26 protein-coding genes and 1 pseudogene are annotated in these 25068 nt (G+C 73.2%); 15 read left to right on the forward strand and 12 right to left on the reverse strand.

All coding sequences use genetic code 11. The features are described from left to right. Position 1 precedes the first annotated feature (1 nt). Together nadC and CP968_RS15045 are read left to right on the forward strand one after the other, a co-directional pair. The gene (gene nadC / locus CP968_RS15040; protein ID WP_150521926.1) at positions 2–970 is read left to right on the forward strand and encodes a carboxylating nicotinate-nucleotide diphosphorylase; all 969 of its coding nucleotides are present in this window, start codon (positions 2–4) and stop codon (positions 968–970) included. 3 nt (positions 971–973) lie between these two features. After that, positions 974–1783, forward strand: a complete 810-nt coding sequence (locus CP968_RS15045) for a type III pantothenate kinase (protein ID WP_150518497.1) — start codon at positions 974–976, stop codon at positions 1781–1783. A gap of 103 nt (positions 1784–1886) precedes the next feature. Here the strand turns inward: CP968_RS15045 and CP968_RS15050 are convergent, their stop codons facing one another. The 3 genes and pseudogenes from CP968_RS15050 to CP968_RS15060 form a co-directional block, all read right to left on the reverse strand. Then, positions 1887–2105 (reverse strand): hypothetical protein, encoded by a 219-nt coding sequence (locus tag CP968_RS15050; protein WP_150518498.1) that lies wholly within the window; start codon positions 2103–2105, stop codon positions 1887–1889. 54 nt (positions 2106–2159) lie between these two features. Next, positions 2160–3328 (reverse strand): annotated as a pseudogene (locus CP968_RS15055) (RNA polymerase sigma factor). 8 nt (positions 3329–3336) lie between these two features. Next, positions 3337–3747: a YciI family protein gene (locus CP968_RS15060; protein WP_150518499.1), complete on the reverse strand. Its 411-nt coding sequence runs from the start codon at positions 3745–3747 to the stop codon at positions 3337–3339. 215 nt (positions 3748–3962) lie between these two features. On the opposite strand from CP968_RS15060, the gene CP968_RS15065 reads away from it, so the two are divergent. After that, entirely contained in the window at positions 3963–5087 is a 1125-nt protein-coding gene (locus CP968_RS15065; protein WP_150518500.1) for a DUF5937 family protein, read from the forward strand. 249 nt (positions 5088–5336) lie between these two features. After that, the gene (locus CP968_RS15070; RefSeq protein WP_150518501.1) at positions 5337–6887 is read left to right on the forward strand and encodes a M28 family metallopeptidase; all 1551 of its coding nucleotides are present in this window, start codon (positions 5337–5339) and stop codon (positions 6885–6887) included. Positions 6888–6990: 103 nt separating this feature from the next. Here CP968_RS15070 and CP968_RS15075 read toward each other — a convergent pair whose 3' ends face one another. After that, positions 6991–7974 carry an SAM-dependent methyltransferase gene (locus CP968_RS15075; protein WP_150518502.1) on the reverse strand — a complete coding sequence of 328 codons (984 nt, stop codon included), beginning with the start codon at positions 7972–7974 and terminating at the stop codon, positions 6991–6993. 106 nt (positions 7975–8080) lie between these two features. Here CP968_RS15075 and CP968_RS15080 point away from each other — a divergent pair, with 106 nt between their 5' ends. Next, entirely contained in the window at positions 8081–9280 is a 1200-nt protein-coding gene (locus CP968_RS15080) for a sensor histidine kinase (protein WP_150518503.1), read from the forward strand. 17 nt (positions 9281–9297) lie between these two features. Beyond that, on the forward strand, positions 9298–9975 hold the full coding sequence (locus CP968_RS15085) for a response regulator transcription factor (RefSeq protein ID WP_150518504.1): 678 nt from the start codon (positions 9298–9300) through the stop codon (positions 9973–9975). 49 nt (positions 9976–10024) lie between these two features. On the opposite strand, the gene CP968_RS15090 is transcribed toward CP968_RS15085, so the two are convergent. Next, complete coding sequence (locus tag CP968_RS15090) at positions 10025–11437, reverse strand: PH domain-containing protein (protein ID WP_229886743.1); 1413 nt, start codon at positions 11435–11437, stop codon at positions 10025–10027. Continuing rightward, positions 11434–11925, reverse strand: coding sequence for a PH domain-containing protein (locus CP968_RS15095; RefSeq protein ID WP_150518505.1), 492 nt, complete (start codon positions 11923–11925; stop codon positions 11434–11436). Before CP968_RS15095 ends, CP968_RS15090 begins: the two co-directional genes overlap by 4 nt. Before the next feature lie 31 nt (positions 11926–11956). On the opposite strand from CP968_RS15095, the gene CP968_RS15100 reads away from it, so the two are divergent. Both CP968_RS15100 and CP968_RS15105 read left to right on the forward strand, forming a co-directional pair. Continuing rightward, positions 11957–13099 carry an NADH-quinone oxidoreductase subunit D gene (locus CP968_RS15100; protein WP_150518506.1) on the forward strand — a complete coding sequence of 381 codons (1143 nt, stop codon included), beginning with the start codon at positions 11957–11959 and terminating at the stop codon, positions 13097–13099. A 46-nt stretch (positions 13100–13145) separates the two neighbouring features. Further along, entirely contained in the window at positions 13146–13361 is a 216-nt protein-coding gene (locus CP968_RS15105) for a hypothetical protein (protein WP_150518507.1), read from the forward strand. Between the two features lie 11 nt (positions 13362–13372). On the opposite strand, the gene CP968_RS15110 is transcribed toward CP968_RS15105, so the two are convergent. The 4 genes from CP968_RS15110 to CP968_RS15125 all read right to left on the reverse strand — a co-directional run bounded on the left by CP968_RS15110 (position 13373) and on the right by CP968_RS15125 (position 16972). Further along, positions 13373–14479, reverse strand: a complete 1107-nt coding sequence (locus CP968_RS15110; protein WP_150518508.1) for a hypothetical protein — start codon at positions 14477–14479, stop codon at positions 13373–13375. Between the two features lie 98 nt (positions 14480–14577). Next, the gene (locus CP968_RS15115) at positions 14578–15561 is read right to left on the reverse strand and encodes an ABC transporter substrate-binding protein (RefSeq protein ID WP_150518509.1); all 984 of its coding nucleotides are present in this window, start codon (positions 15559–15561) and stop codon (positions 14578–14580) included. A gap of 46 nt (positions 15562–15607) precedes the next feature. After that, positions 15608–16273, reverse strand: a complete 666-nt coding sequence (locus CP968_RS15120) for an ABC transporter permease (RefSeq protein ID WP_150518510.1) — start codon at positions 16271–16273, stop codon at positions 15608–15610. 3 nt (positions 16274–16276) lie between these two features. Then, a complete protein-coding gene (locus CP968_RS15125; protein WP_150518511.1) occupies positions 16277–16972 on the reverse strand; it encodes an ABC transporter permease in 696 nt (231 codons plus the stop codon). Positions 16973–17125: 153 nt separating this feature from the next. Between CP968_RS15125 and CP968_RS15130 the strand changes: the two genes are divergently transcribed. Beyond that, positions 17126–18094, forward strand: a complete 969-nt coding sequence (locus tag CP968_RS15130; protein WP_150518512.1) for an ABC transporter ATP-binding protein — start codon at positions 17126–17128, stop codon at positions 18092–18094. 111 nt (positions 18095–18205) lie between these two features. Here the strand turns inward: CP968_RS15130 and CP968_RS15135 are convergent, their stop codons facing one another. Then, on the reverse strand, positions 18206–19315 hold the full coding sequence (locus CP968_RS15135) for an alpha/beta hydrolase (protein WP_150518513.1): 1110 nt from the start codon (positions 19313–19315) through the stop codon (positions 18206–18208). A gap of 152 nt (positions 19316–19467) precedes the next feature. Between CP968_RS15135 and CP968_RS15140 the strand changes: the two genes are divergently transcribed. The 6 genes from CP968_RS15140 (at position 19468) to CP968_RS15165 (ending at position 24375) form a co-directional block, all read left to right on the forward strand. Beyond that, positions 19468–21318, forward strand: a complete 1851-nt coding sequence (locus CP968_RS15140) for a phosphatidylglycerol lysyltransferase domain-containing protein (RefSeq protein WP_150518514.1) — start codon at positions 19468–19470, stop codon at positions 21316–21318. Between the two features lie 82 nt (positions 21319–21400). Next, positions 21401–22273: a dihydropteroate synthase gene (folP, locus tag CP968_RS15145; protein WP_150518515.1), complete on the forward strand. Its 873-nt coding sequence runs from the start codon at positions 21401–21403 to the stop codon at positions 22271–22273. Positions 22274–22295: 22 nt separating this feature from the next. Further along, the gene (locus CP968_RS15150) at positions 22296–22739 is read left to right on the forward strand and encodes a nuclear transport factor 2 family protein (protein ID WP_150518516.1); all 444 of its coding nucleotides are present in this window, start codon (positions 22296–22298) and stop codon (positions 22737–22739) included. Positions 22740–22869: 130 nt separating this feature from the next. Continuing rightward, positions 22870–23229: a dihydroneopterin aldolase gene (folB, locus tag CP968_RS15155; protein WP_150518517.1), complete on the forward strand. Its 360-nt coding sequence runs from the start codon at positions 22870–22872 to the stop codon at positions 23227–23229. Continuing rightward, positions 23226–23834, forward strand: a complete 609-nt coding sequence (gene folK, locus CP968_RS15160) for a 2-amino-4-hydroxy-6-hydroxymethyldihydropteridine diphosphokinase (RefSeq protein WP_150518518.1) — start codon at positions 23226–23228, stop codon at positions 23832–23834. Before folB ends, folK begins: the two co-directional genes overlap by 4 nt. A gap of 52 nt (positions 23835–23886) precedes the next feature. Next, complete coding sequence (locus CP968_RS15165; protein WP_150518519.1) at positions 23887–24375, forward strand: DUF3180 domain-containing protein; 489 nt, start codon at positions 23887–23889, stop codon at positions 24373–24375. A 61-nt stretch (positions 24376–24436) separates the two neighbouring features. Here the strand turns inward: CP968_RS15165 and folE are convergent, their stop codons facing one another. Then, positions 24437–25045: a GTP cyclohydrolase I FolE gene (gene folE, locus CP968_RS15170; RefSeq protein ID WP_150518520.1), complete on the reverse strand. Its 609-nt coding sequence runs from the start codon at positions 25043–25045 to the stop codon at positions 24437–24439. Positions 25046–25068 lie beyond the last annotated feature (23 nt).

The following is a 25068-nucleotide window of genomic DNA, read 5'->3' on the forward strand; positions in this document are numbered from 1 at the left end:
CGTGACCACCCCCGAACTCCCCCTGATCGACCAGAACGAAGACGGCTGCGGCGACGACTGCGGCTGCGGCGACGGCGAGGAGAGCGGCCTCGACCCGGCGCTGGCCGAGCTGCTCGCCGACGCGGGCCTGGACCCGATCGAGGTCGAGGACATCGCGCACATGGCGCTCGCCGAGGACCTGGACGGCGGCGTGGACGTGACCACCGTCGCGACGGTGCCCGAAGAGGCCGAGGCGGTCGCCGACTTCGTGGCGCGCGAGGACGGCGTCGTGGCCGGGCTGCGCATCGCCGAGGCCGTCTTCTCCGTGGTCTGCACGGAGGCCTTCGAGGTGGAGCGGCACGCGGAGGACGGCGACACCGTCGAGGCCGGGCAGGTGCTGCTCTCGGTCCGCGCCCGCACCCGCGACCTGCTGACGGCGGAGCGCAGCGCGCTGAACGTCCTGTGCCGCCTGTCGGGGATCGCGACGGCGACCCGGCGCTGGGCGGACGCGCTGGACGGCACCGGTGCCAAGGTCCGCGACACCCGCAAGACCACGCCGGGCCTGCGGTCGCTGGAGAAGTACGCGGTGCGGTGCGGCGGCGGCGTCAACCACCGGATGTCGCTGTCCGACGCGGCGCTGGTCAAGGACAACCACGTGGTGGCGGCGGGCGGCGTCGCGCAGGCCTTCACGGCCGTGCGCGAGGCCTTCCCGGACGTGCCGATCGAGGTCGAGGTCGACACCCTGGAGCAGGTCGGCGAGGTGCTGGAGGCCGGCGCCGACCTGATCCTGCTGGACAACTTCACCGTCGCGCAGACCGCCGAGGCCGTCGCCCTGGTGGCCGGGCGGGCCACCCTGGAGTCCTCCGGCCGGCTCACCCTGGACTCCGCCCGCGACTACGCCCTGACCGGCGTGGACTACCTGGCGGTGGGCGCCCTGACCCACTCCTCGCCCATCCTGGACGTCGGCCTCGATCTGCGCGAGGCGGTGTAACCCGTGCTCCTCACCATCGACGTGGGCAACACCCACACGGTCCTGGGCCTGTTCGACGGTGACGAGATCGTCGAGCACTGGCGCATCTCCACCGACCCGCGGCGCACGGCCGACGAGATGGCCGTGCTCATGCAGGGCCTGATGGGGATGCACCCGATGCTCGGCACCGAGCTGGGCGACGGCATCCACGGCATCGCGATCTGCTCGACGGTGCCGTCGGTCCTGCACGAGCTGCGCGAGGTGACCCGCCGCTATTACGGGGACGTGCCCGCGGTGCTGGTGGAGCCGGGGATCAAGACGGGCGTGCCGATCCTCATGGACAACCCGAAGGAGGTCGGCGCGGACCGCATCATCAACGCGGTGGCGGCGGTCGAGCTGTACGGGGGTCCGGCGATCGTCGTGGACTTCGGCACGGCGACGACCTTCGACGCGGTCTCCGCGAAGGGCGAGTACGTGGGCGGGGTGATCTCCCCGGGCATCGAGATCTCGATGGAGGCCCTCGGCGTACGGGGCGCGCAGCTGCGGAAGATCGAGCTGGCCCGTCCGCGCAATGTGATCGGCAAGTCCACGGTCGAGGCGATGCAGTCGGGCGTGGTCTACGGCTTCGCGGGCCAGGTCGACGGGGTCGTCGCCCGGATGGCGAAGGAGCTGGCGGGTCCGCACGGCGACCCGGACGACGTCCGGGTCATCGCCACGGGCGGGCTGGCGCCGATGGTCCTGGGCGAGTCCTCGGTGATCGACGACCACGAGCCGTGGCTGACCCTGATCGGCCTGCGGCTGGTGTACGAGCGCAACGCGCCCAACTTCGAGTAGCCGGGGCAGGGGCCGAGAGGGGCGACCGGGCCGGTCGCCCCTCCCGGCCCCGCCGGTTCGCCCGCCCGCTCCGCCCCCGTCCGCAGCGGCCCGCCGGGCGCGCTCAGCACGGCCGGCAGGGCCGCGGGCGACGCAGCAGACGGCGGGCGGCGGCCCGCCAGGGGTGGGCGGCGCTGCGGCCGTCGAGGACGGCGCGGAAGCGGGCCCGCGACCGGACCGCGCGCAGTGCGGCGAGGTCGCCCCGGCCCGGCGGCGGGGGCATCGGGGCGTCCTGCTGCGCTGCCCGCCAGGTGTCGAGGAGGTACTGCTCGATCGCTGTCATGACCCCAGCCTCCGCCTGCCGCCCGGGGCTCCGCGCGCCGATTGACGCGCGCCGTCAATCGGCGGCGCGGGGCGGGCGGGGAGGGGCGCCGAGCAGGGCGTTGAGCCGGGCGGCCCGGCGGGTCAGGTGGTCGCGTTCGGCGAGGTTCGGTGCCGTGCGGGCCGCCTCGGCGTACAGCCGGGCCGCCGTCGCCGGGTCGCCGGCCCGCTCGTGGAGGTGGGCCGCCACCGCGGTGTGCCGGGGCAGCGACGCGTCCAGCTCCGCGAGCGCGGCCAGCCCGGCCCGCGGCCCGTCGGCCTCGCCGACGGCCACCGCGCGGTTGAGCCGGACGACGGGGCTGTCGGTGAGCCGCGCCAGCTCGTCGTACCACTCGACGACTGCACCCAGTCGGTCTCCCCCGCGGTCCGCGCGTCCGCGTGCAGGGCCGCGATGGCGGCCTGTGCCTGGAACTCGCCCAGCCGGTCGCGGGCGAGGGCCGTCCGCAGCACCGCCACGCCCTCGGTGATCGCCGCCGTGTCCCACCGTCCGCGGTCCTGCTCGGTGAGCGGCACCAGGCTGCCGTCGGGCGCGGTGCGGGCCGCCCGCCGGGCGTGGTGGAGCAGCATGAGCGCGAGCAGGCCCGCCACCTCGGGGTGGTCGACGCGGGCCGCGAGCTGCCGGGTGAGGCGGATGGCCTCGGCGGCGAGGTCGACGTCGCCGGAGTAGCCCTCGTTGAAGACCAGGTAGAGCACGCGCAGCACGGTGGCCACGTCGCCGGGCCGGTCGAGGCGGACGCCGGCGACCGTGCGCTTGGCGCGGCTGATGCGCTGCGCCATGGTCGCCTCGGGCACCAGGTAGGCCCGGGCGATCTGCCGGGTGGTCAGCCCGCCGACGGCCCGCAGGGTGAGCGCGACCGCCGACGACGGGGTCAGCGACGGGTGGGCGCACAGGAAGTACAGCCGGAGCGTGTCGTCCGCCGCGGGCGCCGGGCCGGGCGGCGGCTCCTCGACGAGCTCCTCGCGCCGGCGGCGGGCGGTGTCGGCGCGCGCCGCGTCGAGGAACCGGCGCCAGGCCACGGTGACCAGCCAGCCCTTGGGGTCGCGCGGCGGGTCGGCCGGCCAGACGCGGACGGCCTCGACCAGCGCGTCCTGCACGGCGTCCTCGGCCGCCGCGAAGTCGGCTCCGCGGCGGACGAGGATGCCCAGCACGCCGGGGGTGAGGCCGCGGAGCAGTGCCTCGTCCATCCGGGGGGTCACTCCGTGACGGTGGGGCGGCACGCGGAGAGGAAGGGGCGCAGCTCCAGCCACTCGTGGATCGGCCGGCCGCCCGCTCCGGGGGCGGCGGACAGTTCCCCGGCCAGTTCGACGGCGCGCTCGTGGCTGTCGACGTCGATCACCATCCAGCCCGCGATGAGGTCCTTGGTCTCCGCGAAGGGGCCGTCGGTGACCGGCGGGCGGCCCTCTCCGTCGTACCGGACGAAGGTCCCCTCGGGGGCGAGCGCCTGCGAGTCGACGAACTCCCCGGTCCCTTCGAGGCGGGCCGCGAAGTCGTTCATGTACTGCACGTGGGCCGAGATCTCCTCCGGCGTCCACCGGTCCATGGGCACGTCGTTGACCGCCGCCGGGGCGCCGCGGTAGTGCTTGAGCAGCAGGTACTTGGCCATGGTGGTTCTCCTGGGTTCGGGTGCGGCCCATTGTGGCCGCGTTCACCACCGGGGACGGAGCGGGCCACGGGTTCTCGACACCGATGCCCGAAGTTCTTTCGACGGCGGCCCGCGGCGGTCCCCTACGGTCCCCGGCGGCCGCCCGTAGGCCGTACGGCCGTGCCCGGGGCGCGCTCCGGCGGCGGGTCCGGCGGGCGGCCCGGCATGATGGTCCGATGAGCGTCACCATCGACATCTCCGGTCTCCCCGCCGAGCGGATCACCTTCGCGCCCTCGCCGCTGGCCGAGTTGTGCATGGCCCTGCACGCGCTCTCGCAGCCCGCCCACCACCCCCGGCTGACCTCCTGGACCACGGCCACCGCCGCCGGGCTCGACCCGTGCCTCGCGGAGCGGCTGCTGGAGGCCGAGTTCCTGTGGCGCAGCTCCTTCTCCGACATCTTCATGGCCTTCGCCGGCACCCCCGGCGGCACCGGCCGCCCCGCCGCGACCCTCGCCGGCGAGCTCGACGTGCTCGACCGGATGGACGACGAGCAGTTCGTGATGGCCGCCCTGGAGGACTGCCGGCCGGGCCTCTACAACGGGGGCGGCGGCCGCTCCCCGCTGCGCGACCCGGCCGCGCGGGCCAGGGCCCTGGAGGCCGCGGCCGCCCGCGGGCCGCGCCCGCTGGAGTTCTCGGCCAGGCTGTTGGACGACACGGCCGCCGTACGGGTGTGGATGCGGCGGCTGCTGGAGGACTGCGACGAGGCGTTCTTCGGCGAGACCTGGCGGCGCATCGAGCCGGCCCAGAGCGCCGACGCCCGCCACAAGACCGAGGTGCTGCGCCGCAAGGGGCTGCCGGCCGCCCTGAAGGAGGTCTCGGCGGCCCTCAGCGTGGACCCGTCGCTCACCACGATCACCGCCGACAAGATGGTCCACGGCTCGACCAGCGCCACCGACCCCCGAATAGGCACCGGCCTGGTCTTCGTACCGACCGACTTCGGCTGGCCGCACCTGCTCGTGCTGCACGCACCGGGCTGGCTGCCGGTGGTGCACTACCCGGTCGGCTCCCCCGAACCCGCCTCCTCGCCGGGCTCGGTGGAGCTGCTCCAGCGCCGGATGGAGGCGCTGGCGCACCCGATGCGGATGATGCTCTGCCGGAGCCTGGCCCGGGCCCCGTACACGACGAGCGAGCTCGCGGCCGTGTACGGGATCACCGCGCCGGAGGTGTCGCGGCACCTGGCCGTCCTGAAGCGGGCGGGTCTGATGCACACGCGGCGCCAGGGCCGGTACTCCCAGCACCAGTTGGACCTGCCGGCGGTCGCCCGCATCGGTACGGACTTCATCGAGGGCATCCTGCGCTGACGCGAAACCGGCCGGACAGTGGCCGGTTCTGGACGGCGCGAATTCTCCGATATACGGAATTCATAAACCGGAAGCAGTGAAAGGTCTGGCCAGAGTGGCCCGTTGCTGTCTAACGTGCGACCACCGCGCGACCACCGGCGCCCCGCGCGTGTGCACCGCGACCGTCCCACCGCCCCACCGCCCGGCTTCGCCGTGCCCGGATACGCCCAGCTCCGCCCTGCTCTGCTCGTCTGTCGTGGAAGGACCTTCATGCCCTCACGCCGTATAGCCGCAGCAACCGCCGCCCTGGCAGCCGCGGCCCTCGTCTCGCCCCTGCTCCTGGCCGGGCCGGCCGGTGCCACCGGCGGCCCGCAGAGCGACGCCGCCAAGGGCGACGCGCTCGCCGGGAAACTGGTCAAGGAGGCGACCGGCAAGGGCGCCAACAACCACCTGAAGGTGTTCCAGGCGATCGCCGACTACAACAAGGGCACCCGCGTGGCCGGCTCCAAGGGCCACCAGCAGTCGGCCCTCTACGTCGAGGCCGTCCTGCGGGCCTCGGGCTACAAGGTGACCAGGAACGAGTTCGACTTCGTGTACGTCGAGACCGTCGCCGAGAAGCTCACGGTGAACGGCTCCGCCGGGCGCGACGTCCCGATCCACCTGATGACGTACACCAAGAGCGGCCCGGCGGACGGCGTCACCGCGCGCCTCGCCGTCGCCCCGGTCGACGCGGACGGCACGAACGGCTGCGAGCCCGGCGACTTCGCCGCCGGCGCCTTCACCGGCAAGATCGCCCTCGTCAAGCGCGGTGGCTGCACCTTCGCGGTGAAGCAGGAGAACGCGGCGGCGGCCGGCGCGGTCGGCGCGATCATCTACAACAACACCGAAGGCGCCCTCAACGGCACCCTCGGCGACCCGGCCGCGGGCAAGGTGCCCACCGGCGGCGTCACCCAGGCCGAGGGCGAGCGGCTCGCCGCCGAGGCCGCGGCCGGGCCGGTCGAGGTCACCCTCGACATCCGCGAGCTGCGCGAGAACCGCAAGACCTACAACGTCGTCGCCGAGACCCGCGGCGGCGACGCGAACAACACCGTCTTCCTCGGCGCGCACCTCGACTCGGTCGCGGTGGGCCCGGGCATCAACGACAACGGCTCCGGCTCGGCCGGCATCCTCCAGGTCGCCCAGCGGCTCGCGAGCAGCCAGACGAAGATCAAGAACAAGGTCAAGTTCGCCTGGTGGTCGGCGGAGGAGTTCGGCCTGCTCGGCTCCGAGGCGTACGTCGCCGGGCTGACCGACGCGCAGAAGAAGCAGATCAAGCTCTACCTGAACTTCGACATGATCGCCTCGCCCAACGCCGCCTACTTCGTCTACGACGGCGACGACTCGGACGCGACCGGCTCGGGCCCCGGCCCGGCGGGCTCCGCCCAGATCGAGAAGGGCATCACCGACTTCCTCGACTCGAAGAAGATCCCGCACGCGGGCACGGACTTCTCCGGCCGCTCGGACTACGGCCCCTTCATCGAGGTCGGCATCCCCTCCGGCGGCACCTTCACCGGCGCCGAGGGCATCAAGACCGCGGCCGAGGCCGCCGTGTTCGGCGGACAGGCCGGTGTCGCCTACGACGTGAACTACCACGGCAAGGGTGACGACATCACCAACATCAACCAGAAGGCGCTCGACGTCAACGTCGACGTCATCGCGGACGCGGTCGGCCACTACGCCTACGACCTCGCCCCGCTGACGAAGCCGGCCGCGCCCAAGCCGACCCCCGGCGGCGGCACCGGCGGCGGTCTGCACCAGGGACACGACGAGGTCAAGCAGTAACAGCGCACCGGGCACCACGGAGGGGCCGGATCCCACGGGACCCGGCCCCTCCCCGCGTCCCCGCCCGAGCCGGCCGGCCCTCCCCGCACCGGCCGCCCCTCCCTCAGCCCCCGCCGTCCCCCGGCCACGCCGGGATCCCGACCGGCTGGACCAGCCAGCCGAACGCGCCCAGCCCGGTCGCCGACGTCAGCTCCGCCGCCTCCCCGGCCGCGGCCAAGGCCCGTACGTAGGCCGCCGGGTCGGTCGTCGCCAGCGCCAGCGGGGGCCGCGCGCCCGAGACGCCGAGCGAGCGCAGCGCCTCCCGCTGGGTCAGCAGCACCGCGCCGGGGCCCGCGCAGGCGTCCAGGGCCACGTGGGCGGTGACGTCGCAGCCGCCGTCCGGGACGGGCGCGACCTCCCGGCCCGCCCGGAAGCCCGTCAGCGTGCCGTACGGGGGCCGCGTCGCCCGGGTGTGGGCATAGTCCACGGCCACCGCCAGCCCCCGCTCCACGCTCCCCGCGGCCGCCGCCCAGGCCTCGTCGCGCGGCCGGCCGATCTCGGCCCGGCCGCCGCCCGGCCACCAGCGCTCCAGCCAGGCCCGGTCCGCGGCCTCCAGCGGGCCGCCGGGGCTCTCCGCACCGTCGGGCGCGACCAGCACGTAGCGCCCGTCCTCCGCGACCTCCAGCGGGACGTTGTCCAGCCACTCGTTGGCGAACAGCAGCCCCGTCGTCCGCTCGGGCGGGGCCGGCGCCCAGACGATCCGCGGGTCCAGCCCCGCCGGACGCTCCGCCCGCTCCACCGCGCGGGGGCGCACCCGCGCCGCCACCTCCGCGGGCAGCGCGGCGAGCACCCCGGTCAGCAGTTCCCCGCGCCCGGCCCCCACGTCCACCAGGTCCAGCCCCGCCGGACGGCCGAGCTCGGCGTCCACCCACAGCAGCAGCCGGGCCACCGCGCCCGCGTACAGCCCGGAGGCGTGCACCGAGGTACGGAAGTGTCCGGCCGGGCCCGGGCCGCCCCGGCGCACGTAGAAACCGTCGGGGCCGTACAGCGCGGCCTCCATCGCCGCACGCCAGCGCACCGGGCCCGCGGACTCGCTCTCAGCACTCATTGCGCACAGGCTAGGCTCACCCTCCACCTTCGGGAGTACGCCCCCGGCGCAAGGTCGCACCTGTGGTTGACTCCAGCACCTATCTCCTTTCCCTACTCTGGGTTACGTGCAGCGCCTCTACGACTTCCTCCGCAGACACCCCACGGGCGTCGACAGCTTCTGGGCCGTCTTCTTCTGCGGCCTGTCCCTGCTGAACGTGGCGACGCTGAGCACGAGCACCACCCTGCGCTTCGCCTCGGTCCCGGTGGCCCTGGCCATGAGCGCCGTCGTCGCCCTGCGCCGCAAGTGGACCCGGCCGGCGTTCTGGCTGACCCTCGGCGCGGGCCTCTACCAGCTGGTCCTCGGCATCCCCGCACAGTTCGCCGACTTCGCCATGCTCGTCATCCTCTTCACCGTGGCCGCCGGCGACGTCCCGCGCTGGGTCTCGCGCACCGCACTGGGCGCCGGCCTGCTGGCCTCCCCGCTCTACTTCCTGCGCTTCGGCGTGGACAAGGGCTCCGGCACCACCGACGAGGTCCTCTTCACCCTGTTCGTCATCGTCCCCTTCGCCCTCGCCTGGGTGATGGGCGACTCCCTGCGCACCCGCCGGGCCTACTACGCCCAGCTCATCGAGCGCAACGAACGGCTGGAGAACCAGCGCGAGGCCCAGGCCAAGGTGGCGGTCGCCGCCGAGCGGGCCCGGATCGCCCGCGAGCTGCACGACGTCGTCGCCCACAACGTGTCGGTGATGGTGGTCCAGGCCGACGGGGCCGCGTACGTCATGGACGTCGCCCCCGACCAGGCCAAGGAGGCCCTCCAGACCATCTCCGGCACCGGCCGCCAGGCCCTCGCCGAGATGCGCCGCCTGCTGGGCGTGCTGCGCACCGGCGAGCCGCAGGAGTCCGAGGACTACGTGCCGCAGCCGGACGTCGAGCAGATCGAGTTCCTGGTCGAACAGGTACGGGCCGCCGGGCTGGACGTGGACTTCGAGGTCGAGGGCGCCCCGCGCAAGCTCCCCACCGGCGTCGAGCTGACGGCGTACCGGATCGTGCAGGAGGCGCTGACCAACACCCGCAAGCACGGCGGCCCCGACGCCAGGGCCAGCGTCCGGCTGGTCTACTTCGACGACGGCCTGGGCCTGCTGATCGAGGACGACGGGCGCGGCGCGGCCCACGAGCTGTACGAGGACGGCGGCGCGGACGGCGCCGGGCACGGCCTGATCGGCATGCGCGAGCGGATCGGTATGGTCGGCGGAACCCTGGACACCGGGCCGCGGCCCGGCGGCGGCTTCCGGATCAGCGCACTGCTTCCCCTGAAGAAGAGTTGAAGAGGACGAGGTAACTGATGTCCATCCGAGTGATGCTCGTCGACGACCAGGTGCTGCTGCGCACCGGCTTCCGGATGGTGCTCGCCGCCCAGCCGGACATGGAGGTCGTCGCCGAGGCGGGCAACGGCCTGGAGGCGCTGGAGGTGCTGCGGGCCACGAAGGTGGACGTGGTGCTGATGGACGTCCGCATGCCGAAGCTCGACGGGGTCGAGGCGACACGGCGGATCTGCGAGCCGGAGGAGCACCCGAAGGTGATCATCCTGACCACCTTCGACCTGGACGAGTACGCCTTCTCCGGCCTGAAGGCCGGGGCCAGCGGCTTCATGCTGAAGGACGTGCCGCCGGCCGAACTGCTCGCTGCGATCCGCTCCGTGCACAGCGGCGACGCGGTCGTCGCCCCGTCCACGACGCGGCGGCTGCTGGACCGGTTCGCGCCGATGCTGCCGACGACCACGCAGGAGCCGAAGAACAAGGAGGTCGAGCGGCTGACGGAGCGCGAGCGCGAGGTCATGCTGCTCGTCGCCCAGGGCCTGTCGAACGGCGAGATCGCGGCGCGGCTGGTGCTGTCGGAGGCGACGGTCAAGACGCACGTGGGCCGCATCCTGACCAAGCTCGGCCTGCGCGACCGCGTCCAGGTCGTGGTCCTCGCCTACGAGACGGGCCTGGTCCGCGCGGGCGGCGGCCCGGGGGCGTAGGGCCGGGCCCACCCGGCCCCGCCCGGCCCGCCCGTCGCGTCACGTCGCGTCACGTCATCCAGCGGTCCGGGCGGGCCGAGGCCCGGGAGGTGCGGGAGCGGGCGGCCTGCGCGTACAGCAGCTCCGCCGCCTCGGCCGCCGCGCGCAGCCGCGCCGTGACGGTGCCGTTGGCGCCGGTGTCGACGCGGACGTCGGCCACCCCGCGGGCCCGCTCCCAGGGCCCCTGGGACAGCCGGACGCTCTGCACCTTGGCGTGCGGGACGATCTCCGTCCGGCGGCACAGCCGGCCGCGGCGCGCGGCGAACACCTCCGGCGACACGGCCAGCGCGTACCCCTTCCACCACACCGGCACCACCCAGCGCGATCCGGCCGCGGGCGCGCCCGTGAACTCCAGGGCGGTCAGGTCCACCCCCGGCAGCACCCGCGCGACCACCGCGTACGCGGCTTCCCGGGAGGCGACCGGGACCAGGACGTCGTTCTTCGTGCCGGCCACCGCGAGCTCCACCCGGACCCACCCCCGCCGCCGCCACAGCAGCGGCTCCACGATCCGTACGGTCTGCACCCGCCCCGGGGGCACGGTCTCGTGCGCCCGGTCGAGCAGCCCGTGGTCCAGGCGCAGCCCGTCGGGGGACTCGGCGACCGTCCAGTCGTACTCGGTGAGGAACCGGCCGGCGCTGCCCGCCCAGACCGCTCCGAGCATCGGGAGCAGCGCGACGACGGCCGCCCACGGGCTGGAGCTGATCCACCACACGAACACCGGCGCCGCGATCCCGCCGGCCAGCGCCGCCAGGACGCTCAGGCTCAGCAGCAGTGACACGGCGAGGTCGCGGGGCAGGACGCGCAGCAGCTCGCGTTCGGGGGCCTGGCCCAGCCGGACCGCCTCCTCGGGGGCGAAACCGGCGGCCCGGGCGAGGAGTTCGGCGCGCAGCGCCACGGCCTCCTTCTCACCGAGGAAGGCCAGCTCGTCCTTGTCGTCGGTGCCGATGACGTCGAGCCGCAGCGAGGCCACGCCGGTGAGCCGGGCCAGCAGCGGGCGGGTGACGTCCACCGCCTGGAGCCGGTCGAGGCGGATGTGCGCGGTGCGGCGGAAGAGGAGGCCGGTGCGGATGCGCAGTTCGGTGTCGGTGACCGAGAAGTGCGTGAACCACCAGCTCAGGAAGCCGTACACGCCGAAGACGAGGACCAGCGCGAGCAGGGTGAGGACGCGCAGCAGGGCGGACAGGTCGGCTATCCACTCGCCGGCCCGGTCGCCCTGCTGGACGATCACGCCGAGGGTCGCCGCGATCGGCACCCAGGCCCGCCGCAACGGGGTGAACGGATGCAGCCGCCGCTCCCCGCCCGGCCCCGCCCCCTCCCCGGCCCCGCCGCCCGCCGGCCCCGGCTCCACCAGCCCGGACCCCGCCGGCCCCGGCACCGCCGGCTCGGGCGCCATCGCGTCGCCGCCCGTCGGAAGCGCGGTCACAGGCCCGCCGACCTTGCCTCGCCGAGCTCGGTCAGCCGGTCGCGCAGCCGCTCCGCCTCCCCGGGCACCAGCCCCGGGATCTTCGCGTCCGTCGCGGCCGCGGCCGTGTGCAGCTGGACGGAGGCCAGCCCGAAGCGCCGCTCCAGCGGGCCCGAGGTGACCTCGACCAGTTGCATCCGGCCGTACGGCACCACGGTCTCCTCCCGCCACAGCACCCCCCGGCTGATCAGCAGGTCGTCCGCGCGCTCCGCGTACCGCCAGGACCGCCAGTTCCGCCCCAGCAGCACCCAGCCCCACACCAGCACGGCCGGCCAGAGCGCGGCGAGCGCCGCCCACGCCGGACCGGCCGTCAGGCCGAGGACCAGCGCCGTCACCGCCGTGAGCAGCGTCGTCCAGATCACCAGCAGCAGCCGCCGCAGGGTGAGCAGCCCGCCGGGCAGCCCCACCCACTCGGGCCGACTCGTCCCACCCGTTGTCCCGGTTTCCATGCGCCCAGCCTAGGGCTGCGACAATGCCCGCATGACGGAGACCACGGTCGGCATCGGCGGTGCGGCGGAGAGCACCGACATGGTGCTCAACATCGGACCCCAGCACCCTTCCACGCACGGCGTGCTGCGCCTGCGCCTCGTCCTGGACGGGGAGCGGATCGTCTCCGCCGAGCCGGTGGTCGGCTACATGCACCGCGGCGCCGAGAAGCTCTTCGAGGCGCGCGACTACCGCCAGATCGTGATGCTCGCCAACCGCCACGACTGGCTCTCCGCCTTCTCCAACGAGCTGGGCGTCGTCATGGCGGTCGAGCGGATGCTCGGCATGGAGGTCCCCGAGCGGGCCGTGTGGATGCGGACCCTGCTGGCCGAGCTGAACCGGGTGCTCAACCACCTGATGTTCCTCGGCTCCTACCCCCTCGAACTGGGCGGGATCACCCCGATCTTCCACGCGTTCCGCGAGCGCGAGGAGCTGCAGGCCGTCATGGAGGAGATCTCCGGCGGCCGCATGCACTACATGTTCAACCGGGTCGGCGGCCTCAAGGAGGACCTCCCGGCCGGCTGGCTCGGGCGGGCCCGCGCGGCCATCGCCGACGTGCGCACCCGGATGGACGTCTACGACAAGCTGGTCCGCGGCAACGAGATCTTCCGCGGCCGCACCCGCGGCGTCGGCGTGCTCCCCGCCGAGGCGGTCCACGCGTACGGGGTCTCCGGTCCCGTCGCCCGCGCCTCCGGCGTCGACTTCGACCTGCGCCGCGACGAGCCCTACCTGGCCTACGGCGAACTGCAGGACGTGCTGAAGGTGGTCACCCGCACCGACGGGGACTGCCTGGCCCGCTTCGAGGTGCTGCTCGACCAGACCCACAACGCCCTCGACCTGGCCGTGGCCTGCCTGGACCGGATGGCGGAGCTGCCGCCGGGCCCCGTCAACCAGCGGCTGCCCAAGGTGCTCAAGGCGCCCGAGGGGCACACGTACGCCTGGACCGAGAACCCGCTCGGGATCAACGGCTACTACCTCGTCTCCAAGGGCGAGAAGACCCCGTACCGGCTGAAGCTGCGCAGCGCCTCCTACAACAACATCCAGGCCCTCGCCGTGCTGCTGCCCGGGCAGCTGGTCGCGGACATGGTGTCGATCCTCGGCTCGCTGTTCTTCGTCGTCGGCGACATCGACAAGTAGCGGCGCCCGCGCGGGCGGTGTCGGTGCGGCAGGGCAGACTGGGGGCATGTCCCACTCACCTCGCCGGGCCTGCCCGGCCTGCGGCCGCGACTGCGCCGTCACCGCCGGCCGCATCGCCCGCCACGACCCTCCCCTCGGGAGGGACCGCGGCGACCTGGTGTCCTGCCCCGGCTCACGGGCCAGGGTCGTGCTCGGTGCCTCGGCTCCCACGCTGGACGGGTTCGTCCTCTCCGAACACCCCGGGCAGCTGCCGCTGTTCTGACCCGGCGGCGCCTAGGAGATCGCGGTGCGCAGCCGGACCACGTCGATCGGCTCGGTCTCGTCGTGCGCGGTCAGGTCGATGACCTGGCCCACGGCGCGCGTCTCGGGGGTGGCCGGCTTGAACAGCGCTGGGGCGTCGGCCCCGGGGCCGGCCGCCTCCGCCTTGTGGGCCTCCAGGGCCTCGGCGCCGACCACGTCGGCGAGGTCCTCGTTCTGGACGGCCTCGATGACCGCGCGGGCCTGGGCCGCGTTCTTGGTGCCGAAGAAGTCGAAGCCGCCCTCGACGCGGGACGCCGTACGCCGTTGGGCCGCGTACGGGGCCACGGCCGCGGCGGGCCGGCGCGCCGGGACGGTCGCGGGCGGGCGGACCCGGCCGCCGGCGGGGCCGGGCCCCGGATCGGGCTCGGGACCGGGCTCGGTCGCCGCGGTACCGGCGGCGGGTACGGGCGCGGTACCGGCGGCGGGTACGGGCGCGGCGCCGGGCGGGACGGGCGCGGCGGCTTCCCGTCCGCCGCCGGGCAGGGCCGGGGCCGCGGCCCGGCGGCGGACCAGCGCGACCAGGGCTGCGTTGGCCCGGGCGTAACCGACCGGGGTGGGCGCGCCGGCAGCGGTGCGCTCCTCGGAGACCGGGGCGAGTGCGCGCGGGGCGGCGGCGGGGGCCGCGGCGGCTTCGACGGCCAGCAGCCGGCGGCGCTCCAGCGCGCTGGCGCGCTCGGTCTCGGCGGTGGCGTACCGCCGCAGCAGCGACGCGTGCTCGCCGCGCAGTCCGGCCAGTTCGACCCGCTTGGCCCGCAGCTTGGCGTCGAGCCGGCCGCGCAGCACGCGGGCCTCTTCGAGGTCGGATTCGAGCGCGGCTATCCGCTCGTCGGTCCGCCACTCGTCCTTGACCCGTTCGCGCCCCAGCTCCGCGACCCGGCGGCCGGCCGAGCGGTCCCAGGCGCGCATGACGACGGCGCCGGCCATTCCGGCGGCCGCGGTGACGGCCACGAGCAGCCGTAGTTCCAGCGGTTCCGCGAGCAGCCAGGCCGCTGTGGCGCTGACGGCGCAGACACCGGCGACGATCGTCGGCGTGAGCAGCCGGTGCAGGGGTTCGGGATTGCGGTGGCGTCCACGGGGCATGGCCAGAAATTTACAGGGCGTCGAGGTCGTGTGGGGTACCCGCCCGGCAATTCATTGCCGAGCGGTTACACCGCATTCCCCGGCCGCCCGTGCGGCTCCTACTTCTTCAGCAGGCCCTTGGACTCCAGGTAGGCCTTGGCGACGTCGGCCGGCTTCGCGCGCTCGGCGTCCACCTTGCGGTTGAGGTCGACCAGGTCGGCCGTCGTGAGCACCTTGGTCAGCTTGTCGAGGGCGGCCGCGACCTCCGGGGAGCCCGCGTCCTTGGCGTTGACCACCGGCAGCACGTTGTCGGCGTTCTGGAGCTTCTTGTCGTCCTCCAGCAGCACCAGCCCGTAGGAGTCCAGGGTGGCGTCCGTGGTGGTGGTCAGCACGAGCTGGTCCGTGCCGTCCTTGACCGCCTGCTTGGACTGGGGCGTTCCGACGCCCTTGGGGTCGATCCCGGAAACCTGGATTCCGTACGTCTTCGTCAATCCCGGCGCGCAGAAGGGGCGGACGGCGCATTCGTCACCGGCGGCGATCTTCACCTTGAGGCCGGACTTACCAAGATCGGAAAGGGACTTCAGGTTGTTCTTCTGCGCGAATTCCTTGGTCACGGCGAAGGCGTTCTGGTCGACCGCCCCGCCCGCCGGCAGCGCCTTCAGGCCGAGCGGGCCCGCGAGCTTCTCCAGCGCCGCCACGGTCGCCGCCGCGTCGCTGGAGGCCACCGGCTTCTCCTCCGGCGCCTTGGGGCCGTTCACCTTGGCGTTGAGGAACTCGGCGAGCGTGGCCGCGTACTCCGGGACGACGTCGATCTCGCCCTTCTCCAGCGACGGCTCGTACAGCTCGCGGTTGTTGACCGTGGTGACCGAGGTGCTGTAGCCGGCGTCCTTGAGGACCTGCGCGTACAGCTCCGCCAGCACGTTGGACTCGGTGAACCCGGCCGAACCGACCACCAGGCTGCCCTTGCCGCCGCCGGAGGGGGCGGAGGAGTCCGCGCCGCCGTCCTTGGTCTTCTCCAGGCTGTCGCCACCGCACGCGGCCAGCGACACCGTCAGGGCCAGCGCGCCCAGGGACGCGCCGAGGACGCGTGTGGTCTTGCTCATGGGTGTACTCCGTTTCGAGGCGAGGAACAGGGGTCGGGATCGGGGATCAGCGGGCGGACGTCCGCGGCAGCAGCCGGTCCGCCGCCACCAGCACGCCCTCCACCAGCAGGGCCAGCGCGGCCACCAGCAGGGCGCCCGCGACGACCTGCGCGGTGTTGTACGTGTTGAAGCCCGCGGTGATGATCCGGCCGAGGCCGCCCTGGCCGACCATCGCGGCGATGGTGGCCGTGGCGATCACCTGCACCGCGCCCGAGCGCAGCCCGGTCATCACCAGCGGCCGGGCGAGCGGCAGTTCCACGCGCAGGAAGAGTTGGCGGCCGGACATGCCCATGCCCCGCGCGGCCTCGACCACCGAGCGGTCCACCTCGCGCATGCCGACGTACGCGTTGGTGAGCAGCGGCGGGATCGCGAAGAGCACCAGCGCGACGATGGTCGGCAGGTAGCCGGCGTTGCGCAGCGGGGAGACCATGAACAGCGCCAGCACCGCGAAGACCGGCACGGCCCGGCCGACGTTGGAGACGTTGACCGCGAGCGCGCCGCCCTTGCCGAGGTGGCCGAGGTACAGCCCGACCGGCAGGGCCACCGCGCAGGCGACGGCCAGGGCGATCCCGCTGACGTAGACGTGCTCGCCGAGCCGGTGCCACACGCCGTTCTCGCCGGACCAGTTGGCCCCGTTCGCCAGCCAGTCCCAGGCTCCGGTCAGCACGCCCACGGCTCAGGCCCCCTTGCCGGAGGTCCGGCGCGCACCGGCGCGGGTCCACGGGGTGAGCAGCCGCTGGAGGCCGAGCAGCAGCAGGTCCGCCACCAGCGCCAGCAGCACGCACAGCACCGAGGCGGTGAGCACCTGGGCCTTGAAGGAGCTGTTGACGGCCGGGGCGATGAGGTTGCCCAGCCCGCCCTTGCCGACGATGGAGCCGACCGTGGTCAGCGCGACGGTGGAGACGGTCGCGATCCGGACACCGGCCAGCAGCGCGGGCAGCGCCAGCGGCAGCTCGACCTGCCACAGCAGCCGGGACGGCCCGTAGCCCATGCCGCGGGCGGCCTCCCGGACCTCCTCGGGGACGGCTTCGAGGCCGGCCAGCACGTTGCGGACGAGGATGGTCAGCGAGTACAGCACCAGCCCGGTCACCACGAGCGCCGCCGACAGCCCGAAGACGGGCAGCAGCAGCGAGAACATGGCGAGGGACGGGACCGTGTAGAGCAGCGTGGTGAGCCCGAGCACGGGCGCCGCCCAGTGCCGGCCGCGGCGGGCCAGCAGGGCGAGCGGGACCGACACGGCGATGCCGATGAGGACGGACGCGCCGGTGATCCAGACGTGTTCGAGGGTGGCGTCGGTGAGCTCCTGGGACCGGGAGGTCACGTACTCCCAGCAGATCCAGTCGTTCGCCACCAGGCAGCTCTGCCCGGCCACACTCCTCACCCCCTGTCACCGAACGCACGTCTATCCGAATGCAGCGACCTTAACCCCCGGCGGTGACAATGGCCGGAATCCTTCGCAGTCACGCAACACTCCCCTAACAATTCCGACGCCCATAGGACCGCGCTCTTGGGGAAGGATGGGGACGTGATCCGATTCGAGCATGTGACCAAGCGCTACCCCGACGGGACGAAAGCCGTCGAGGACCTGTCCTTCGAGGTCGCGGAGGGTGAGCTGGTCACGCTCGTGGGACCGTCCGGCTGCGGCAAGACGACCACGATGAAGATGGTCAACCGGCTCATCGAGCCGACCTCCGGCCGCATCCTGCTGAACGGCGAGGACATCGCGGCCGCCGACCCCGTCGAGCTGCGCCGCCACATCGGCTACGTCATCCAGCAGGTCGGCCTGTTCCCGCACAAGACGGTGCTGGAGAACACGGCGACCGTGCCGCAGCTCATCGGCACCCCCAAGGCCAAGGCCCGCGCCCGCGCGGCCGAACTGCTCGAACTGGTCGGCCTGGACCCGTCCGTCTACGGCGGCCGGTACCCGGAGCAGCTCTCCGGCGGCCAGCGCCAGCGCGTCGGCGTCGCCCGCGCCCTGGCGGCCGACCCGCCGGTGCTGCTGATGGACGAGCCGTTCGGGGCCGTGGACCCGGTGGTGCGCGAGCGGCTCCAGAACGAGTTCCTGACCCTCCAGCGCACGGTGCGCAAGACGATCCTGCTGGTCACGCACGACCTGGAGGAAGCGATCCGGCTCGGCGACCGGATGGCGGTCTACGGCACCGGCACCATCGAGCAGTTCGCCCGCCCGGCGGCGGTGCTCGGGGCGCCGGCCACCGACTACGTGGCCTCCTTCGTCGGCGCGGACCGCGGCCTCAAGCGGCTGGCCGTCACCCGCGTCGGCGAGGACGACCTGACGGCGCCGGAGTCCGGCGCCCCGGCCCCCGCGGCCGCCGTGGAGCTCGGGGCGACCCTGCGCGAGGCCCTCGCCGTCCTGCTCCAGGAGGACTCGGGCCGCATCGGGGTCACCCGGCCCGGGTCGGGCGCGCTGATCGGCGTACTGACCCCGGAGGGCGTCCACCGGGCCCTGCGGCGGGCCCAGCTCCAGGAGGCGTGAGCCGGCCCCTCCGACCGGCCCCGCGACGAGGGGGAGGACCCGGCTCCCGCCGGGTCCTCCCCCTCGTCCTCGTCCTCGTCCTCGTCGCGCACGCGGCGCCGCGTCCCGCCCTCAGGCCTGGATGCGGCCGCTCATCCACACCAGCATCGGCGGGATCTCGCGGCGCCAGGTGTTGAAGTTGTGGCCGCCGCTGTCGAGGATGATCGAGGAGACCCGGTCCGGGCCCTTCACCTTCTTGATGAACTTCTTGGTGTCGCCGAGGTTCGGCTCGCCCTTCTCGCTGCTGGTCACGAGGAAGGACGTACCGCTCGGCTTCTTCGCCTCGATGCTGGCCAGGACGTCCGCGCGCTTCTTCAGCTTGGCGTCCCCGTGGAAGAGGTCACCGGTCGTCGGGTCGTCCGGGGCCTCGTAGTACGCGGACAGGCCGGCCGCGGCGCCGAAGGTCTGCGGGTAGTGCGCGGCGATCTTCAGGGCGCAGTAGCCGCCCGTCGAGTTGCCGATGAAGCCCATGTTCTCGGGCTTCTTGCCGACCCGGAAGGTGTCGGTGATGGCCTGCGGGAGGTCCACGCCGAAGAAGGTCTCGGTCTGCGGCCCGTCGGGGATGTCCACGCACTCCGTGTCGCGCGGCGGGGCGATCGTCGGGCGCAGCATGACCAGGATCATCGGCTTCATCTTGCCGGCCTTGGACAGGCCGAAGGCCTTCATCGGGTAGTCGAGCCCTTTGATCAGGTTCTCGGCCGTGCCCGGGTAGCCCGTCAGGACGATGGACGCCGGGAAGTTCTGGTCCTTGTGCTGCGGCTGGAAGTACTCCGGCGGCAGCCACACGTAGCCCGGGCTCGTTATCCTCGACTTCTGCCCGGTTATGGCCACCTTCAGGATCTGGCCGCCCACCTGGGGCTTGCCCCCGCCCGGCACGTCCAGCTTCTGCTTGTCGATGACCTTGATGTCGTCGCTGCTCATCGAGTGGTCGACGACCTTCCCGATGGACGTCTCCTGGCCGAACAGGTCGGCCCAGGACCCGTAGAAGAGGAACGACTTGTTCGCCGCGAGTCCCACGGCCGAGAACAGCGCGAGCTGGGTCGCCAGCAACAGGCCGACGCGGCCCGTGTAGGCGCGCCAGGAGCGGCCCGAGAGCTTCGGCCAGAGCCAGACCGTGGCTGCGAAGAGCAGCACACCCGCGACGATGGCCAGCGCCAGAACCGTATTACTGGTGAGACCCATGAGCAGTCAGTCGACTTTCTGATGGCAGGACTGGAAATTTCCGACGGAAGAGTGAACCCGCTCCTCGTCGATGTCGTCCTACTGGACGCACCACACACCGGAGGCTGTCGCGGCCTTCGGCCACATGATCTCTCGCGGAGCAACGGGAAGCGATGTCTAGCAGGATAGATGGCGATAAGTCGGGACAGGTTCCGAGCGGGGTGCGCCGAATCCTCCGTGGTCCACGGCCGGAGTCGGTGCCCGGCATCGTAGGTACGGCCGCCATGATCGTCGGGCTGCTGGACATCGCGGCCGGAGTCTTCCCGCGCTTCCGGCACAGCCGGATCCACGCGGTCACCGAAGTGCTGCCCGGTTCCTTCGGCCCCTTCGCGGCGGCCCTGTCGATCAGCGCGGGCGTCCTGCTGCTGCTGCTCGCCCACGGCCTCAAGCGGCGCAAGCGGCGGGCCTGGCGGGCCGCCGTGGTGCTGCTGCCCGCCGGCGCGGTGGCGCAGTTCACCTACCGGCACTCGATCATCGGCGTGGTCATCGTGGCCCTGCTGCTCGCCCTGCTGCTGCGCTACCAGGGTGAGTTCAAGGCGCTCCCGGACCCGCGCAGCCGCTGGAAGGCGCTCGCGAACTTCGTCCTGATGAGCGCCGGCTCCATCGGCCTCGGCCTGGTCATCGTCAACGTCCACCCGGGCAAGGTCGTCGGCGACCCGAGCCTCTCCGAGCAGATCACGCACGTGGTCTACGGCCTCTTCGGCTACGAGGGCCCCGTCGACTACGTCGGACGGGTCTCCTGGACCGTCGGCTACTCGCTCGGCGCCCTCGGCATGCTCACCGCGCTCACCACCATCTACCTGGCCTTCCGCCCCGAGCACCCGGCCGCCCGGCTCACCGCCGACGACGAGGACAAGCTCCGCGAGCTGCTCGCCCGGCACGGCGGCCGCGACTCCCTCGGCCACTTCGCGCTCCGCCGCGACAAGGCCGTCGTCTTCTCCCCCAGCGGCAAGGCCGCGGTCACCTACCGCGTCGTCTCCGGCGTGATGCTCGCCTCCGGCGACCCCATCGGCGACGTCGAGGCCTGGCCCGGCGCCATCGAGCGGTTCATGGAGGAGGCCAAGGCCCACTCCTGGACCCCGGCCGTCATGGGCTGCAGCGAGACCGGCGGCGAGGTCTGGACCCGCGAGACCGGGCTGGACGCCCTGGAGCTGGGCGACGAGGCGATCGTCGACGTCAAAGACTTCTCCCTCTCCGGACGCGCCATGCGCAACGTCCGCCAGATGGTGAAGCGCATCGAGCGCAACGGCTACACCACCAAGGTCCGCCGGGTCAGCGAGCTCACGCAGGCCGAACTGGAGCAGGTGCGCGGCGCCGCCGACGCCTGGCGCGGCACCGACACCGAGCGCGGCTTCTCCATGGCGCTCGGCCGGGTCGGGGACCCGGGCGACGGCGACTGCTTCATCGCCACCGCCCACCGCGTGGAGGAGGGCGACACCAGCCCCTTCGGCGACCTGAAGGCCGTCCTGCACTTCGTCCCGTGGGGCACGGACGGCATGTCGCTGGAGCTGATGCGCCGCGACCGCGCCGCCGACCCCGGCATGAACGAGCTGCTCATCGTCGCCTCCCTGGAGGCCGCACCCGCCCTGAAGATCGAGAAGGTCTCGCTGAACTTCGCGATGTTCCGCTCGGCCCTCGCCCGCGGCGAGAAGATCGGCGCCGGCCCCGTCCTGCGCATGTGGCGCGGCCTGCTGGTCTTCCTCTCCCGCTGGTTCCAGATCGAGTCGCTGTACAAGTTCAACGCGAAGTTCCGCCCCCGCTGGGAGCCCCGCTTCGTGGTCTTCCGCACCACCCGCGACCTGCCCCGGATCGGCTTCGCCGCCATGCAGGCCGAGGGCTTCGTGACGCTGGCCCTGCCCCGGCTGTTCGCCAGCCGGCGCCGGCCCAAGCCGGTCCGCACCTGCGCCCACTCCCACGTGGCAGCCGTGCCCAAGCAGGCCGAGCGCGAGGTGCAGGCGGCGTAACCGCCCGCGAGAGGACCGGGGCCCCGGCGGCCGGAAGGCGCCGGGGCCCTGCCGTATCCAGGTCAGCCCTACCCTTGGACCCATGAACACGAAGCGCGGAGCCACCGACAGGGGCCGGGTCGCAGGTCTTCCCGAGTGGGACCGCTGCGCAGTCATGGGCGTCGTCAACGTCACCCCCGACTCGTTCTCCGACGGCGGCCGCTGGTTCGACACCACCTCGGCCGTCAAACGCGGCCTCGACCTCGCCGCCCAGGGCGCCGACCTCGTCGACGTCGGCGGCGAGTCCACCCGGCCCGGCGCCTCCCGCGTCGACGAGGAGGAAGAGCTGCGCCGGGTCGTGCCCGTCGTGCGCGGCCTGGCCTCCGAAGGCGTCTGCGTCTCCGTCGACACCATGCGCGCCAGCGTCGCCGCCCGGGCCGTCGACGCCGGCGCGGTCCTGGTCAACGACGTCAGCGGCGGACTCGCCGACCCCGGCATGATCCCGGCCGTCGCCGCCGCCCGGGTGCCCTTCGTGGTCATGCACTGGCGCGGCTTCAGCGACGGCATGAACGGCCGCGCCGTCTACGGGGACGTCCTCGCCGAGGTCACCGCCGAACTCCGGACCCGCATCGACGCCGTCGTCTCCGGCGGCATCTCCCCCGACCGCGTCCTCGTCGACCCGGGCCTCGGCTTCGCCAAGAACGCCGACCACGACCTCGCCCTCGTCGCCCACCTCCCCGAGCTGCGCGCGCTCGGCTTCCCGCTCCTGGTCGCCGCCTCGCGCAAGCGCTTCCTCGGCCGCGTCCTGGCCGGCGCGGACGGCGCGGCCCCGCCGCCCGCCCGCGAGCGCGACGCGGCCACCGCCGCCGTCTCCGCCATAGCCGCCCACCAGGGCGCTTGGGCCGTACGGGTCCACGAGGTACGGGCGACGGCCGACGCGGTTCGGGTGGCCCGCGCCGTGGAAGGGGCACTGTGACCACCGACCGAGAAGGAGCCCAGTGAGCCGTACCGACATCGAAGCGGTCGAAGAGGTCAACACGGCCTTCTACGAGGCCATGGAGCAGGGGGACTTCGACGCGCTGTCGGCGCTGTGGCTGGAGGACGAGATCTCGTGCGTCCACCCCGGCTGGCCGGTGCTCTCCGGCCGCGGCGAAGTGCTGCGCTCGTACGCGCTGATCATGTCCCACACGGACTACATCCAGTTCTTCCTCACCGACACCAAGGTCGCCGTCATAGGCGACACCGCCCTCGTGACCTGCACGGAGAACATCCTCAGCGGCGGCCCCGCCGAGGACGGCGGCGAGCTCGGCCCGCTCGTGGGCCAGCTCGTCGTCGCCACGAATGTGTTCCGACGCACATCCGAGGGCTGGCGGCTCTGGTCCCACCACGGTTCTCCGGTGCTCACGGAGTCCGACGAGGACGACGAGGACGACTCCTCCTGACCCCTCCGGCGGGGTCACCGGTGTTTCGCAGGTAAATTCGAAGCCGGACGACGCCGACCGCACTCGGCGTGGGCCATGGACCCGGGGAGTCCCGGGACCGGAAGCACCAAAGAAAGCAGGAGTGATTCGCGTGGATCGTGTCGCGCTGCGCGGCCTCAAGGCTCGCGGGCACCACGGCGTCTTCCCCCGGGAACGCGAGGAAGGCCAGACCTTCATCGTCGACCTGGTGCTGCACCTCGACACCCGACCGGCGGCGGCCGGCGACGACCTGGCCAAGACCGTGCACTACGGGGTAGTCGCGGAGGAAGTCGTCGCCGTGGTCCAAGGAGAGCCCGTCGACCTGATCGAAACGCTCGCCGAGCGGATCGCCCGGCAGTGCCTCACACACGAAGCGGTGGCGCAGGTCGAGGTCATCGTCCACAAGCCGGACGCGCCGATCACCGTCCCCTTCGACGACGTGACCATCACGATCACCCGGAGCCGCGCATGAACAACGGACTGAACGCACAGAGCGACCCCACGGTGCAGCCGGTACCCGCATCCGTCGTGGAAGCGGTCGACGCGGCGGACGTCACCCTGTCCAACCCCAAATGGGCGGTGATCGCCCTCGGCGCCAACCTCGGCAACCGGCTGGAGACCCTCCAGGGCGCGATCGACGCCCTCGGCGACACCCCGGGCCTGCGGGTCAAGGCCGTCTCCCCGGTCTACGAGACCGAACCGTGGGGCGTGGACCCCGGATCGCAGCCCGCGTACTTCAACGCGGTCGTCTCCGTGAAGACCACCCTGCCCCCGTCCTCCCTGATGGAGCGCGGACAGGCCATCGAGGAGGCCTTCGACCGCGTCCGCGAAGAGCGCTGGGGCCCGCGCACGATCGACGTCGACATCGTCTCGTACGCCGAGGTCGTCTCCGAGGATCCCGTCCTCACCCTGCCGCACCCGCGCGCCCACCAGCGCGCGTTCGTCCTGGCACCCTGGCACGACATCGACCCGGAGGCGCAGATCCCGGGCCACGGCGCCGTCGCCTCGCTCCTGTCCGGAATCGGCCTCGCCGGCGTCACGGCTCGTCCGGACCTGGAACTCCGCCTCCCGGAGTAGTCGTTACCCTGTGGACTGCTGACGATCGGCGCGGGAAGCGGGGAACGGGCAAGTGAAGCAACTGAGGCCGGCGGTCCTGGCGGGCACGTTCGCGGTCGCCGCCGTCCTGTCCTGGGCGGCCGCCCGCCTGTGGAACGCGTACGGGACCCTGCCCGGCGTCCCGCTGGCCGCCCCCGTCGTGCTGGCCGCCATCGCCGTCGTCCTGCTGGCCACGGCCCTGTCGCTGCGCGCCCGGCTGAAGGCCCAGCGCGACCGGCGCCCGGGCGCCAAGGGCGTGGAGCCGCTGATGGCGGCCCGCGCCCTGGTCTTCGGCCAGGCCAGCGCACTGGTGGCGGCGCTCGTGGCGGGGATGTACGGCGGGGTGGGGGTCTTCCTGCTCATGGACTCGCTGGACGTCCCCGCCCGCCGCGACCAGGCCTGGTACGCCGGGTTCTCGGTCCTGGCGGGCGCGGCGGTCGTCGCCGCCGCCCTGTTCCTCGAACACGTCCTCAAGCTCCCCGAGGACGACGACGAGGCACCGGCCGCCCCGGCCACCGTCTAGACCGTCCCGTCCGGCCGCGTCCGGCCGCCCGCGGGGCGGCCGGCGCCGGAGCGGGCGGGCGTCAGCGCGCCATGATCAGGGTCATCGCCTCGTTGCGGGTCGCCGGGTCGCGGAGCTGGCCGCGGACCGCCGAGGTGATCGTCTTCGCACCGGGCTTGCGGACCCCGCGCATCGTCATGCACATGTGCTCGCACTCGATGACCACGATGACCCCGCGCGGGTCCAGGATCTCCATGACCGACTCGGCGACCTGCGTCGTCAGCCGCTCCTGCACCTGGGGCCGGCGGGCGAACACGTCCACCAGGCGGGCCAGCTTCGACAGTCCGGTGATCTTGCCGTCGGTGGACGGGATGTAGCCGACGTGCGCCACGCCGTGGAAGGGCACCAGGTGGTGCTCGCACGTGCTCATGACCTCGATGTCCTTCACCAGGACCATCTCGTCGTGCCCCAGGTCGAACGTCGTCGTCAGGACGTCCTCCGGCCGCTGCCGCAGACCCGCGAATATCTCCTTGTACGCCCGCGCCACGCGCCCCGGCGTCGCCAGCAGGCCCTCGCGGTCCGGATTCTCGCCGACCGCGATCAGGAGCTCGCGCACGGCCGCCTCGGCGCGCTTCTCGTCGAACTCGCCGATCGCGCCCTCGCCACCGCTCAGGGTCACCGGGTCGGTCATCTCATCCTCGTTCCTCTGGGGCA

The organism is Streptomyces subrutilus (genome assembly GCF_008704535.1).
Taxonomy (GTDB): Bacteria; Actinomycetota; Actinomycetes; order Streptomycetales; family Streptomycetaceae; genus Streptomyces; species Streptomyces subrutilus.

Excerpts from the sequence above, each read along its gene's own strand:
- CP968_RS15100 (WP_150518506.1), top strand. The coding sequence starts at position 11,957 with ATGACGGAGACCACGGTCGGCATCGGCGGTGCGGCGGAGAGCACCGAC.
- folK (WP_150518518.1), top strand. The coding sequence starts at position 23,226 with ATGAACAACGGACTGAACGCACAGAGCGACCCCACGGTGCAGCCGGTA.
- CP968_RS15085 (WP_150518504.1), top strand. The coding sequence starts at position 9,298 with ATGTCCATCCGAGTGATGCTCGTCGACGACCAGGTGCTGCTGCGCACC.
- CP968_RS15115 (WP_150518509.1), bottom strand. The coding sequence starts at position 15,561 with ATGAGCAAGACCACACGCGTCCTCGGCGCGTCCCTGGGCGCGCTGGCC.
- CP968_RS15105 (WP_150518507.1), top strand. The coding sequence starts at position 13,146 with ATGTCCCACTCACCTCGCCGGGCCTGCCCGGCCTGCGGCCGCGACTGC.
- CP968_RS15060 (WP_150518499.1), bottom strand. The coding sequence starts at position 3,747 with ATGGCCAAGTACCTGCTGCTCAAGCACTACCGCGGCGCCCCGGCGGCG.
- CP968_RS15135 (WP_150518513.1), bottom strand. The coding sequence starts at position 19,315 with ATGGGTCTCACCAGTAATACGGTTCTGGCGCTGGCCATCGTCGCGGGT.
- CP968_RS15110 (WP_150518508.1), bottom strand. The coding sequence starts at position 14,479 with ATGCCCCGTGGACGCCACCGCAATCCCGAACCCCTGCACCGGCTGCTC.
- CP968_RS15075 (WP_150518502.1), bottom strand. The coding sequence starts at position 7,974 with ATGAGTGCTGAGAGCGAGTCCGCGGGCCCGGTGCGCTGGCGTGCGGCG.
- CP968_RS15065 (WP_150518500.1), top strand. The coding sequence starts at position 3,963 with ATGAGCGTCACCATCGACATCTCCGGTCTCCCCGCCGAGCGGATCACC.
- CP968_RS15070 (WP_150518501.1), top strand. The coding sequence starts at position 5,337 with ATGCCCTCACGCCGTATAGCCGCAGCAACCGCCGCCCTGGCAGCCGCG.
- CP968_RS15140 (WP_150518514.1), top strand. The coding sequence starts at position 19,468 with ATGTCTAGCAGGATAGATGGCGATAAGTCGGGACAGGTTCCGAGCGGG.
- folP (WP_150518515.1), top strand. The coding sequence starts at position 21,401 with ATGAACACGAAGCGCGGAGCCACCGACAGGGGCCGGGTCGCAGGTCTT.
- CP968_RS15095 (WP_150518505.1), bottom strand. The coding sequence starts at position 11,925 with ATGGAAACCGGGACAACGGGTGGGACGAGTCGGCCCGAGTGGGTGGGG.
- folE (WP_150518520.1), bottom strand. The coding sequence starts at position 25,045 with ATGACCGACCCGGTGACCCTGAGCGGTGGCGAGGGCGCGATCGGCGAG.
- CP968_RS15050 (WP_150518498.1), bottom strand. The coding sequence starts at position 2,105 with ATGACAGCGATCGAGCAGTACCTCCTCGACACCTGGCGGGCAGCGCAG.